The following is a 13,691-nucleotide window of genomic DNA, read 5'->3' on the forward strand; positions in this document are numbered from 1 at the left end:
ATTGAAGTAAATATTATGAATTTTAATTCTTTTTCGGTCGATAAATGCTTTTTGTTCATTTTGTTCAAACTTTGATTTTGATGGATTCCATGAAAAAAAGCGGTCTCACTCGACCGCTTGTTCTCCTTGGATAAACTGCTCATATCGCCTTAATTGCTCCTCCATAAAGATCTTTGCCTCTTTGCTGTTCATATAACGACTTGTCCAGCCCTTTTGCTTTAATTGCTTTTTCCAGGACTTCGTTTGTGTCATTTTTTGAAGAAGCTGATCCCATTCACGAATATCATGCTGATTCATTTGCTTTGGGCCCATCACACCACGCCAATGAGAGAAGATGAGCGGGATGCCTTGCTCTTTCCAAGTCGGCACATCTTCAAATCCCGCTAAACGCTGATTCGTTGTGGTTGCTACTAGCTTTAGCCTCTTCTTTTCATAATCATGACGAACTTCTGTAATCGTGGTAGTTGCTGCATCGACTTCATGATCTATGAGCGCTTGGAATAAATCATCTGCACTGTCAAATTTCAAAAATTGAATGCGGTATGGATCAATTCCTGCCATTTCTGCCGCTCGTGCGAATGAGATTTGATCATCATTACCGAAGTCTGGGGCAAATCCAATTTTTAAGGAATCGGGTTTCTTCTTTAGTGAGTTTAATAGCTCCTTCCCATTTGAGAAAGGAGAATCCACTGGGACTGCGACGACCTGCCACTCTTCTGCCAAAATGGCGAGCGGTGTGACATCGTTCATTGTCATGTTACTGCTGCCAAGCAAATTACGGCTTAACAATAAGCTTGAATTCAAACTAACATAGTTGGTATCTCGCTCCATCATATATGTCCATCCTTTATCCACCGTTCCGCCTCTTTGATAAAGGATATTCACCGGCCGCTTCACCAGCTTTTCTTTCTCGAGCACTGATTTCATCACTTGAGCTGTTTGGTCAAAGCCGCCATCAGGGACACCAGACACCACAATATATAATGGGCTGTGCTGCAGGAAAGAGTCGCCTCCCTTTTTTTCATTAAAGGTGAGCGTCATACAAAGACAGATCATAATGACAAGGCATATTCCTTTTTTCATCTTTTATGACTCCGCTTGCTTTATGGCAGGATAATATTTCCGTTCTGGTCTGCCAATGATTCCGTACGCAAGCTCTGCCCGGCATTCTCCTGTTGTCACGAGATACTCGACGTACCGTCTCGCTGTTGTGCGTGAAGCCCCCATCTTTTCTCCGAGTTCTTCCGCTGTAATCCCATTATTCTCTGATGCCATCAATGTTTTCACCTTGTCCAAAGTCAGCGAATTGATCCCTGTAGGCAGGTCCCTGCCATCCTTTTCTTTTGGCTCTTCTTGCATCTGTCCAAAAAACAAATCAATCATCGTTTGATTGACTTCATCCTTAGAATTGATGATGTCTTTCTTCTCTTTATATTCGGTTAAAACTTGCGCAAACTTTTGTGCGGTCACTGGTTTGATTAAATAATGAACCACTCCGTAATGAAGTGCATCTCTTAAAAGTGTCGTTTCTGTTGCAGCCGTGATAATAATCACATCTATTTCTGGATAGTGTTCTCTTAAAAGCGGCAACAGGTTTGTACCGAGCTCATCGGGCATATATACATCAAGCAAGATGAGGTCGACTTGTTCCTTTTGGAGCGCCTCCCACATATCTTTTGCACTCTTTGCCTTTCCGGCGATTTGAAATCCTTCTATTTGTTGTATATAAGATTCATGAATGGCTGCGATTCGAAAATCATCCTCCGCAATGAGTACCTTCATCACCATTTATTCCCCCTTTGTGCCTTTCGGTATGTATGCAGTGAAGATGGCACCGCCTTCTTTTTGGTTCGTCACTTCAATCCAGCCCCCAAGTTCGTCCAACACTTCTTTCACATTCGCTAGCCCGTAGCCTCGTCCTTCCCCCTTTGACGAATGGCCTCTTGTGAAAATATGTGAAAGTTCTTCCTCGTTTACTCCATCACCTGAATCAGATACTTCTATGATAATATCAAACCCAATATCTGTAATGAACAGGCTTACCTCGCGCGTCTCCTTATTTAGTACGGCCTCAAAGGCGTTATCTACAAGATTACCAATGATGATAATAAAGTGAGATAGACTTAAATGTGCTGGAAGCGGCTCCAATGAACTATTTTCATCGATGTGGAAATGAACCTTCTTCTCAGATGCTTTCCCTAACTTGCCGAGTAAGATGGCTTGTATTTTAGGAGATCGAATTTGCTTCATGAGTAAATCGTGCTGACGGTTTTGCAGCGTATATTCTTCCTTTATTAAGTCGATGGCCTCATCCACTTGCTTCAGCTCAAGCAAACCTAAAATGGCGTACAGCTTATTTGAGAATTCATGCGTTTGTGCCCTCAGGTCTTCTGAATATTGGCTGACCTCTGTTAATGTATCCAGCAGCTTCGTCAGCTCTGTTTTCTCTCGGAAGCTCACAATTCCCCCAAAAACTCGATTGTCCTGGACCACTTTTTTCACATTTAAGACATAGGTTTTATCATTGACGACGGTTTCGATGTTCGGTTCAATCGTTTCTGCCTTTAAATAGAAAAGGAGATTGGCTTTTGGCAAGACTTGGTCAATATGAAGCGGCAGCTCGGATGAAACGCGCAGCATGTGTTCAGCAGATGTATTCATCATCGTTATCGCGCCTTTGCGGTCAAATGCAATAATCCCTTCTTTTATAGCAAGCAGCATCGCTTCTCTTTCTCGAAATAATGAAGCAATTTCGTGCGGTTCAAGCCCTAATGTATCTTTGCGAATACTTCTTGTTAAAAAAATCGCTCCGAATATACCAGGCAAGAGCACAAAAAGGGCAATATAGCTAAGCTTGATTAGTTGATGGGCTGTCGCTTGATCAATTTCCTTTTTTAAAAATTCGACGGTGACTGTGCCAATAATTTCTTCATGCTTGCCTGTTTCTTTCATAATCGGGGCACTGCCTCTGACAACGATTTCACCATTAGAATCACCCGTTGATATGGAGGTTCCCCCAAATAGCAGGGTACTTCTTCCTCTAAATACACTGATGGTTTTTCCTACATTCTCATGATTCGTATGAAAAAGGACCTTCCCTTTTTGATTGGTAATGAAGATGGCATGTGCTCTGACTTGATCCTTCATTTGCTCAAGCACTGCCTGTTCTTCATACTCAGACACTGATGAGGTGCCCACCGATGTTTTAATGGGCGGCATATATGAGATTGTTCTAGCGGTTTGCACCGCCAGCTGTTCAGCTTGCCGCTGCCTTTCTGATGTCTGCAGAAAACCAAAACAAATGGTCAATAACGCAATGACAACAAGCAAAAGCCCGATAATTAACCCCAAAATTTTCGTTTGTAAAGTGACTTTCCTTTTGCCCATCCTCACCGCTACAACCCCTAATTCAAGTAGATTCATCGACTAGACTCTAAGAAAATCATATCATTTTTTCTTACGAAGTTAAGAGAAAATTCATTCAAACAAAAAAGGACGACTCAAATCGAGTCATCCCTGTTTCAATTACGTGATAGATAAGCCTGCACTCGCATAGCCTGCTACAGTGTTAATTAAAGATAAGCCTGTTGCAGTCGCAGAGAAAACAACCAGTAATCTTGTTTCTGCTGTAACTGGCACATTCAGGCCGGTAGCGATTCCGTTTGAAATAGCACCAATAGTTAAAATCCCCGTTAATGGTGGTGCCAACGTGACACTCGCTACTTGAGTGAAGCTGTTATCTGGTGTCGGTGAAGCAAATAAGCTAGCTGTCACTGTAATACTCGTGCCGACTAAAGCCAATGCTGCCGTAGTACTAAAGTATCCGGCAAATGAAGTAATAGTGCCATCCCTTGGTACAGAGAATGCCATATTTAAAAGAGTACCTGCTGCTCCTGTTAAATCGATGATACCACCTAGTATGCTAACGCCTGTTGCAGAGCTACCAAAGCCGACCAAACTAGAAGTTCCGACAAGACCCCCTGCAATTGTAGTCAAGACAGCAGGGGTACCTGATGCAAATGGAATAATCGCACTCGATCCAGTTGCTCCGGTTGCTCCTGTAACTCCGGTGGCGCCGGTATCTCCTGTTGCTCCCGTTACTCCAGTCGCTCCGGTGGCGCCGGTATCTCCGGTCGCTCCTGTGACTCCGGTGGCGCCAGTATCTCCTGTTGCTCCTGTTGCTCCTGTTGCTCCTGTTGCTCCTGTTGCTCCTGTTGCTCCTGTTGCTCCTGTTGCTCCTGTTGCTCCTGTGACTCCGGTGGCCCCGATATCTCCTGTTGCTCCCGTTACTCCGGTCGCTCCGGTGACTCCGGTATCTCCTGTTGCTCCTGTGACTCCGGTGGCGCCAGTATCTCCTGTTGCTCCCGTTACTCCGGTCGCTCCGGTGACTCCGGTCGCGCCAGTATCTCCTGTTGCTCCCGTTACTCCGGTCGCTCCGGTGACTCCGGTGGCGCCGGTATCTCCTGTTGCTCCCGTTACTCCAGTCGCTCCGGTATCTCCGGTGGCTCCTGTGACTCCGGTATCTCCGGTCGCTCCGGTGACTCCGGTGGCGCCGGTATCTCCGGTGGCGCCGGTATCTCCTGTTGCTCCCGTTACTCCAGTCGCTCCGGTGACTCCGGTATCTCCTGTGGCTCCTGTGACTCCGGTGGCGCCAGTATCTCCTGTTGCTCCCGTTACTCCGGTGGCGCCGGTATCTCCGGTGGCTCCCGTTACTCCAGTCGCTCCGGTGACTCCGGTATCTCCTGTGGCTCCTGTGACTCCGGTGGCGCCAGTATCTCCTGTGGCTCCCGTTACTCCGGTCGCTCCGGTGACTCCGGTGGCGCCGGTATCTCCGGTGGCGCCGGTATCTCCGGTGGCGCCAGTATCTCCTGTTGCTCCTGTGACTCCGGTGGCCCCGATATCTCCGGTCGCTCCTGTGACTCCGGTCGCTCCAGTATCTCCTGTTGCTCCCGTTACTCCGGTCGCTCCGGTGACCCCGATATCTCCGGTTGCTCCGGTAACTCCAGTCGCACCTGTATCTCCTGTTGCACCGGTCGCTCCTGTACCTGTTGCTCCTGTGATCCCGGTTGCTCCGGTAACTCCAGTCGCTCCCGTATCACCTGTTGCACCGGTTGCTCCTGTACCTGTGGCTCCTGTGGCTCCTGTGATTCCGGTTGCTCCGGTAACTCCAGTCGCACCTGTATCTCCTGTCGCACCGGTTGCTCCTGTACCTGTTGCTCCTGTGATCCCGGTTGCTCCGGTAACTCCAGTCGCACCTGTATCTCCTGTTGCACCGGTTGCTCCTGTACCTGTTGCTCCTGTGGCTCCTGTGATTCCGGTTGCTCCGGTAACTCCAGTCGCACCTGTATCTCCTGTTGCACCGGTCGCTCCTGTACCTGTTGCTCCGGTTGCACCCGTTTCACCAGCAGCTGCTAACAATGTATAATCTGGTGACGTACCTGGCGTACCTGTTGGCGGCGCTGAATTCACCACATACGTACTTCCATCGAATGTCACGACTTGACCTACTGGATAGGTTGGGGCTACCGCTGGATCAAATGCCACGATGCCCGTTAAGCCTACACCAGTGGCTCCAGTTGCTCCTGCCGGGCCTGCTGGACCCGCTGGACCCACTGCACCTGCTGGACCTGCTGGGCCTCTTCTTCCTCTCCCGCCTGGCGGACCTTGAATCACACAAACACAAGGATCTTTTCCGCAGCAAGGATTTTTCACTGGTTTCCCTGGCTTTCCAGATTTCCCTTTCTTACAACTATCACATTCCCAGCCGTCATCCTTATACGCATCATACCAGCTTCCTTTTTGGTAGTGGTCTGTCGAATGAGTTGGATATGTCTTTCCGCATTGTCTACATCTTCTCATGGAATCACCCCCCATCCATCGTATTCATCATTCCTTGGAAAGGTGTATGTACACTTTTATTTTTATCAAGAAGTATTGAAAAGACCTTGCGCTCGATGCACAAAGTCTTACATTTATTAGAATTTTATTGTCATTTTGATATCTTTTCCAACCATACTATATTCAATATCTGCTGGACGGATCGCTTCTTTTAGTTTTTTCACCCCCTCTCCTTCAAAAAAAGTAGGTGCATGTTTTCCACCGATTAATAAAGGTGCCATATAAATGACGGCTTCATTGACTAGTGATTCTTCTAAAAAGGACGCACTCACATTTCCTCCTGCTTCAACGAGAACTGACATGACAGAACGTTCCTTCAGCATTCGTAACACGTCATGAATATTTGTCCGCTGCTCTCCGCTTGTGACATAGACTTGATGCCCTTTATCTACCAGCTGTTCATACTTTTTCTGATCATACATGTGCGAGGTGCAAATAATGGTTTCGGCCATATGATCTGTTAAACATTTCGCATGAAGCGGAATCCTTAATGTGGAATCTAAAATGACACGAATGGGCTGGGTCGCCATTGAATCTTTCACAATAAGACCTGCATCATCTTGAATAATCGTTTCGACACCTGTTATCACAGCATCGGCTTCTTGACGCAATTGCTGCACTTCTTTCCTCGCTTCTGTTCCTGTGATCCATTTGCTTTCAAGATGAGATGTTGCAATTTTCCCGTCTAACGAAATGGCTGATTTTAAGATGACGTAAGGAAGGTCTGATTGAATGAAATGAAAAAAAGGCACATTTAAGCGATCCGCCTCCTGTTTACATATTCCTTCATCTACTTCGATCCCTGCTTGTTTCAACATGGTAACCCCCTTACCTGCGACAAGCGGATTTGGGTCTTGCGTCGCAATGACTACACGTTTCACACCACTTTTGATAATGGCTTCCGTGCAAGGACCCGTTTTCCCATGATGCGAACAAGGTTCAAGCGTCACATACATGTCAGCTCCCTTTGCCTTTTCCCCTGCCATTTGCAGCGCATGAATTTCAGCATGAGGTTCGCCCGCCTTCATGTGAGCACCAATCCCAACAATCTCACCTTGCTGTACAATGACTGCACCGACAAGCGGATTTGGGGAGGTTTGCCCTTTCATTGCCTTTGCGTTGGCAATCGCCAGCTTCATATAAAAAACATCGTCTTTCATGTGAGTCTCCTTTCTTCTCTTTCAAGGGAAAGAACTCCTTCAGGAAATGAAGGAGTTCTATTCTCATGTGCTATATTTTTTCCATCCGTTTCTTTTCAGATCGATCATAGTAAGGCAAGGAATAAAAAAGTTTATATGATGCTCGTTGTTTACAAAAACAGCATTTGCGTAATTCATATTTATTAATGAGGAGCACATGCGGACAATTGAGTACAGTCAGGCCTTTTTTCATATGTTCCTTGCAAACACTTATCATGAGAATCCCCCGCTTACATTCTTTTTCTTAATGAGAGATTACTTCTTTCGGAAATTGTTCAAATAAGCGCAGTACTTCAGTATGTGTGCCATCTTCTCGAATATGATAAATCCCGCCGTCATATGAGCTTGCGTATACATCATTGCCTAATTGTCTGATGGCACTAATCCCATTCTTGGCAATTCTAATTGGGCCGGTATTGACATCTAGCTCTGGATTCCACACAACGACATAGCCCCAATAATCTCCGCTCACAATATAGCCAGAGTCTGTGACAGAGACAGATTTAATAGAATACTGGTGTTCATTATGCTGGTCTAAAATTCTTCCTGTATGCAAATCAAACAATCTCACATTCTTGTCACGGCTGACAATGGCAATACGATCTCTTTTACTATCAATGAATACATCATTTAACAGCTCTGTCGCTCCGATATATTTCGCTTTTAAAGACAAGCTCTTCTTATCTAAAAGACAGATGGTTCCTTCTACCGCGGCTGTGATGATATGATCTCCTTCTACTTTTAATGCTTTAACAGCACAATCGTGTGCTTTGGAACGGCCAATTTCCTTTAAATGTTCTGTCGAAATGACATGTACATAACCGCCGTAAGTTCCAATATAGAATTGCCGATCCTCCTCGTGGAAATACACACTGTTGACCGGCCCTGTGTTGAGATCAAACGAAACCATTTGCTGTAATGATTCATGAACAATATGCACCTGACTTGCATGATCTCCCCACGCATAATAGCTTCCATCTCGTGCGACAGCCACTCCATTTGTTAAAACGCCTGTCGATTTAGCGATTTCAATCCCGTTCTTTCTGAATTTTCCGTCATCTGATGCTGTGATGATATCTCCCGCATCAGTCAGCGCAATATCATTAATAGATGGTGTCGCCATTTCAATCTCATCTGATACAACTTTTCCCTTTTCAATAGACCATTCACAATACGTTTTTCCAAAGCTGGCTCCTAGGATGGATTTCTCATCTTCCGTCCAGACAAGCGAACGCTCCCACTGATATTTATGAGGCAGCAACGTATCGACTAAATCCCCTGTTTCATAATTCCACAGCTTAATTAAATGGTCATAGCCTGCTGTCAGCAAGTAATTGCCGCTTGGAGAAAAGTTCACCCGCTTGACGCCCTGTAAATGGGCTTTAATGATTTTTTTCTCCTGTAAAGTAACCGCATCATAAATAATGACGGTGCCATCGTCTCTGCCAAGTGCGAACACTTCTTTTTGATTGCTGCCGCTGATTGTGTCCAGCTCATAATCAAACGGACCAATTTCTCCTACAATTTCTCCTGTATCATACAACCATACAAGAACGTAGCCATCATCACCTGTTGTATAAGCTTTATCTCCATGTATCCATACAGCTAATACATCTTTGCTATGTCCATGGAATTCTCTTAAAATAGCTCCTGTTTCGATATCCCACACTAAGCACCTTCTATCTCTAGACACCGATACTAGTAAGGTATCCTGTTTGGCAAAGGCGACGGCTTCTACATCATCCGCATGACCAAACAGGGTGCGAATTCGAGTATGAGTACCTGTATCATACAATTGAATGGTGTAGTCTGACGATGCACTCGCTAAATACTTTCCGTTTTCAGAAAGAGATAAAGAGTTAATGATATGCTCGTGACTTCCAATAAACGTTCCTTCTCCTGTTGCCCGGTTCCACTTATAAATACAACGGTCATAGCCGCCAGTGTAAACAATTTGGTCCTGCTGAGTTGATAAAACAGATGTAATCGGTCCTCTATGCATGATTTTACACTCCCACCTTTATATGTTGTTTTTGACGAGTCACTATACGAAAACCAGTAAATCGGAAAACGGGATCTGGATGCTTCCCGTGTCTTCTGGCGACTCTGCATAAATCTCCGCCTCTTGCAAAGGAGCCGCCTTTTAAAATGTAGTAATTACTGCCAAGCGTCTCCGTTAAATCATCTACGACCTCGATGCCGCCTTCGTATACATGATATTTGGTGTTGACCCATTCCTCGACGTTGCCCCCCATATCATAAAGACCAAATAAGGATCTGCCCTTTTTGTATTGACGGACAGGCGTCGTTTTTTCAATATTTGATTCGAACGTATTACATAAAGAAGGATCAAACTCATCTCCCCACGGGTATTGATTTCTCGTATTTCCCCGGGCAGCATATTCCCATTCTTCTTCAGTAGGAATCGACACGTCTATCCCAAGTTTCCCGCTCAGCCACTGGCAGAACGAGAAGGCTTCCTCGATATCCATGCCCCAAGCCGGATGATCTTTCCCGCCACCAAGCTCTTGATTCGTTAAGCTCTCCGGGTACGCCTGGCCTGTTTCATCACAGTAGCTTTGATACCATTCATTGGTGACGACCGTATCTGAAATAAAAAATTCATTGATATACGGCTGATAGGATGGAAATTCTTTGTACAGCCATTTTTGAAATTTTTTCTCACGGCCGTAGGTTGGATTGAGAAGCTTGTCCTTCCAGAATTCTGATGCCTTTTTCATATCTTCTTCATTACTTCCAATCGTTGCATAGCCGCTTGGGATTTGAATCCAATTGATTTCAGGTTTCACGCTTTTCTCCCGCCTTCTTTAAAGTAAACTCATCTACTGATTAATTAATTTTTTCTCATCGACCATATGCCCTGAGGCTGCTTTTGCCTTCAAATAGGCTGCATTATAGAGAGAAGCTTCGACCGTATGATCAAATCGCAATACAGGAAGACCGTAAGCAGCAATGGAATCGACTTTATCTGGATTGTTCGTTAGGAGGTGCATTGGTTTCCCTTTGTTTAAATAGTGCAGAACAGCCGCTGACTCCTCGTAATGCCGGTCATCATCTCCGCAGCCAATCAGGCGGTTGGCTTCAAAAGTATCCAGCTTCATTTCCTGTAATTTATACGTCAATGCTTTCGCCATCAGCCCAATTGACCGCCCTTCTTGATTGGCCATATATACGAGCATGCCTTTACCGTAATCGGTGATTTTCTTCAGCGATAACGCAAGCTGTGGACCGCAGTCACATTTCAGTGACCCAAACACATCCCCTGTTTGGCAGACACTATGAATGCGCACTAGCGGCGGCACCTCATTTTCAAAGTCGCCAAATAAGAGACAAGAGGAAAAGGTTTGCTGCGCGGTACTCATTTGGACAATAGATTCGATCGTTGGTTTTGTCTCCCCTTCAACAGGTGCGAAGGCATACCATTTAAATGGCACTTCTTCATGTTGAATGGAGATCGGCAGGTTCACTGGCCCCACGAGCAAATAGTTTTTTTCTTGAAAGGTAAAATGATGAATCATTGATTGTAATTCATCTACAAACTTGTTCATTTGTCTCCCCCCTATTCATCGCTGCACCCAAATCGACTCTCATAGCGCAGTGATGGAGTGATGAATATGTGTCCGCACTCCCTTAGCATATGTGCTCCTATTTCAAGCGGCACTCATGCCTAAAAAGAATATGGATGTGCGATTCCTCTCATCGTTCAGACCCTGATTGTCGCAAGAATGTCTCCGTTCCCAGCTCTTCTAGCGATGTTTCAATCTAGGTCTTGTCCAGTACAAAGGAGCAGAAATCTTGGTTCATACGATGTTAACGCCTTTCGATTCTTACATGATGCATGCTCTTTATTAGAATGAACACCTCTGCTAGGTTTGAGTGATCACCTTTGTACTAGATTTTGACGGCAATGACATGATGCTGGCTAATGCCGGCCTTTGCTTTTAATGGTGTAATCGATACAAGCTCCAGACCTGATGAACAAATTCTTTCTCCAAGCTGAGAGTCTGAAAATGAAAAGTGGAAACGGCCATCTTCTCCGATTAACCCTGTTCTCCACTCTTCTCCCCATACAACAAGTGAGAAGACGCCGCCTTCATGAAGCAAAGAGGAGACCTGTTTTAAATAACGCTCATGATCATCAGGATGCTGGTGATGAAAGCAGCCATGATCTAAAATTAAATCAAACTGCATCCCGCGTCCCTGATCCATCGACCAGGACATAAAATCTTGATGAACAAAATGGACAGGAACCGTTTCTCTTTTCTGTAATCCTTCCCACTCCTCATGCCCATACAGGTCGATACCGACATATGCAGAAAGCCCCCTTAAATGTTCAAGTGCCCGGCCGTTCCCGCACCCGATATCGAGCACAGAAGCAAGTGCATTCTTTTCCCGTGAATGCCATGCCTTTAATGACATCACGGCTGCATCTGTTAAGGATGGATCAGTAGACCACATATCTGTTCTTTTTTCATAATGTTCTTGAAATGCCATACGCATTTTTTCTAGATACAACCCACTGTCTTCATGATATAAAGCTTTTTTCATCACAGGACCTCCTTCTATTCAAAATCGGCTTTTCGGGCAAAGGTCATTTTCAAGCCAAAAACCTTATGTTAAAATGAAAGATGGATTTTTTAGGAAAATCTGTTTTCTGAAAAAGGAGAGAAGCATCCCACATGTTCACTCTTCTTTTTCAGCATGCATCCTCATATGCAGCCATTTGAGAGCTGCAGCGCCTCAGCTTATTGTCTCTTTTTTTCATATGAGTTCACCTCCTTCACCGTTCGATCAACTCACAGCCCTTATTGAAACCGCTTTCTCTCTTGGACAAGAACATAACGCCTTTTGAATATCTCTTGCAAAGTGATCATAGTAGAAAGGTCAATCTACTGTTTAGATCGGCTACCATTGTAAAAGACCGTTTTCTTATGTTTTAGTAGAAATATTCCAAGCAAGCTTTTTCTCTTAAAAGCGCTTGTACCTTGGTTTTATGACACCACCTCTCACTAGAATGTGCCTTGAATAAACCCATCAGAAATTTAACAACTACTTCCATAATGACTGGAATAAGCCAAATATATTGTTTTTAGATTATTTTGTCAACAAGTTATTTCCTAAACATTAAAATGAATTTTCTAATTGAAAATACAGGTATTTTTCGTGGTTTTTTGACCTCAAAACACTTATTTCTACACAAAAATACAACATAAACCAATAGAACTAAGAAATTTATCTACTGAATTACACAAGATTTTTATTACATTTTGAAACAAAATCGAAAGATACAATGATTATTTCCCGAATGGATTTTTGTGAAATTTTGACTATTCTTTTCTCATTTCCTATCATTTTCTTTGGTATATCTGCATTTTCAATTAGATGATTTACTGTTTATTCCAATCTGCTATTTTTTCTTATTATAGTAAAAAAGATGTGTTCTCTCCTTCAGAGATATCGGCATGAAAAAAAGCCCCTTACGAAAGTAAGAGGCTTTTTTCAGTTGGCGTTTATGCCCAAGTTTTCACTTTTTCATGGTCTGTCACAAAGAGAAGGACTTTTCCTTCATCTAAATGTTCTTCAAATTTCTCAGCTTCTTCTTTAGAGAAACCAATTTCATGGATTTTATTTCGGAGCTCATCGCCCTTTTTACTAAAGATGTTCCCAACAGCATGTTTAAGTCCAACTTCTCTTTGACCTATCGTATTAGCATCTGCATTTCCAGCAATACGCTCTGTACGATCATCGTCATGGGACAGAACATAAATGTCCTCTCTTGCAACACCGAGTGCTTTTAATTGCTCTACATCTCTTTGAAGTGTCTCATCATTTGAATACTCTCTTACAACAGGTTTCATTTTATATTCCTCCTTTAGCGTCTTACGAATCTTTTACCCGTCACTTTTGTCATTAAACCTTCCTTGAGCACATCCATTTTACATTGTGTACTAACCGTGCCTATTGGCTTATTTTTGACAAAAAGCCCGAAAAAATGACTAAATTTTCTGAAATATTGTATTCATTCCTGCTGTTTTGTTGTACAATTCTTATACTGGAGGCTAGAAATGAGGTAGAGCTGATGTATTACTTTTCAGCGGAGCAGCAGTTTAATGCTTGGGTTGTCAGTGATTTGGTGAAACAGCTTTTTCAGAAGTGGAATCCTGAAGAAGCAAAAGCAAAGCCGCTTACATTGTTTGCTGAACAGCACTTTCGCATCTCCATTGATTATCTCTTTTCAATCATCATTAACATTGGAGATATCGAGTCGATTGAACAAGATCCACAAGACCTGTTGTCCTCATACTTGAATATCCTTTTTCCTTTTGTGACGCGCGATATGATGAAAGCCTCCATGCAAAATGCGAACGAATATTTGTTAAAAGAACGTGATGCGGACGCGTATCAGCTGTTTGGCTGTCTGCCGCCGCTCCTCTCTGTTGACTTCCAAAAAAGTAGTCCTCATCTATGAGATGGCGGCTGCTTTTTTGTATGTGTTTGAAAAAGACCGTATGTTTTGAATGAAAAGAAGCATCATGTTAATGTAAATCTAGGCTGCAAGTGAAAGGGAGGATT

Annotated in this window: 11 protein-coding genes; 1 reads left to right on the forward strand and 10 read right to left on the reverse strand. The window is 43.9% G+C overall.

Going from position 1 to position 13,691, the window contains the following annotated elements:
- Nucleotides 1–105: 105 nt before the first annotated feature.
- The 10 genes from C6347_RS16705 to C6347_RS16750 all read right to left on the reverse strand — a co-directional run bounded on the left by C6347_RS16705 (nt 106) and on the right by C6347_RS16750 (nt 12,976).
- A complete protein-coding gene (locus tag C6347_RS16705) occupies nt 106–1,083 on the reverse strand; it encodes a tripartite tricarboxylate transporter substrate-binding protein (protein WP_066031176.1) in 978 nt (325 codons plus the stop codon).
- Between the two features lie 3 nt (nt 1,084–1,086).
- Entirely contained in the window at nt 1,087–1,785 is a 699-nt protein-coding gene (locus C6347_RS16710) for a response regulator (protein WP_066031780.1), read from the reverse strand.
- A gap of 3 nt (nt 1,786–1,788) precedes the next feature.
- A complete protein-coding gene (locus C6347_RS16715) occupies nt 1,789–3,387 on the reverse strand; it encodes a sensor histidine kinase (protein ID WP_106071870.1) in 1,599 nt (532 codons plus the stop codon).
- A gap of 138 nt (nt 3,388–3,525) precedes the next feature.
- Nucleotides 3,526–5,859 (reverse strand): exosporium glycoprotein BclB-related protein, encoded by a 2,334-nt coding sequence (locus C6347_RS16720; protein WP_181185480.1) that lies wholly within the window; start codon nt 5,857–5,859, stop codon nt 3,526–3,528.
- A 116-nt stretch (nt 5,860–5,975) separates the two neighbouring features.
- Entirely contained in the window at nt 5,976–7,058 is a 1,083-nt protein-coding gene (gene ribD, locus C6347_RS16725) for a bifunctional diaminohydroxyphosphoribosylaminopyrimidine deaminase/5-amino-6-(5-phosphoribosylamino)uracil reductase RibD (RefSeq protein WP_060595748.1), read from the reverse strand.
- A gap of 283 nt (nt 7,059–7,341) precedes the next feature.
- Nucleotides 7,342–9,099 (reverse strand): WD40 repeat domain-containing protein, encoded by a 1,758-nt coding sequence (locus C6347_RS16730; RefSeq protein ID WP_106031353.1) that lies wholly within the window; start codon nt 9,097–9,099, stop codon nt 7,342–7,344.
- Nucleotides 9,100–9,103: 4 nt separating this feature from the next.
- On the reverse strand, nt 9,104–9,907 hold the full coding sequence (locus tag C6347_RS16735; protein WP_106031354.1) for a formylglycine-generating enzyme family protein: 804 nt from the start codon (nt 9,905–9,907) through the stop codon (nt 9,104–9,106).
- A gap of 33 nt (nt 9,908–9,940) precedes the next feature.
- Nucleotides 9,941–10,666: a GTP cyclohydrolase II gene (locus C6347_RS16740; RefSeq protein ID WP_106071871.1), complete on the reverse strand. Its 726-nt coding sequence runs from the start codon at nt 10,664–10,666 to the stop codon at nt 9,941–9,943.
- Nucleotides 10,667–11,009: 343 nt separating this feature from the next.
- Entirely contained in the window at nt 11,010–11,666 is a 657-nt protein-coding gene (locus tag C6347_RS16745) for a class I SAM-dependent methyltransferase (RefSeq protein WP_106037189.1), read from the reverse strand.
- Between the two features lie 962 nt (nt 11,667–12,628).
- A complete protein-coding gene (locus C6347_RS16750) occupies nt 12,629–12,976 on the reverse strand; it encodes a YflT domain-containing protein (RefSeq protein WP_060595744.1) in 348 nt (115 codons plus the stop codon).
- A 221-nt stretch (nt 12,977–13,197) separates the two neighbouring features.
- Here C6347_RS16750 and C6347_RS16755 point away from each other — a divergent pair, with 221 nt between their 5' ends.
- Nucleotides 13,198–13,587 carry a YfmB family protein gene (locus C6347_RS16755; protein WP_060595743.1) on the forward strand — a complete coding sequence of 130 codons (390 nt, stop codon included), beginning with the start codon at nt 13,198–13,200 and terminating at the stop codon, nt 13,585–13,587.
- Nucleotides 13,588–13,691: the final 104 nt, after the last annotated feature.

Source organism: Bacillus sp. NMTD17, assembly GCF_002998735.1.
Lineage (GTDB): Bacteria > Bacillota > Bacilli > Bacillales > Bacillaceae > Bacillus.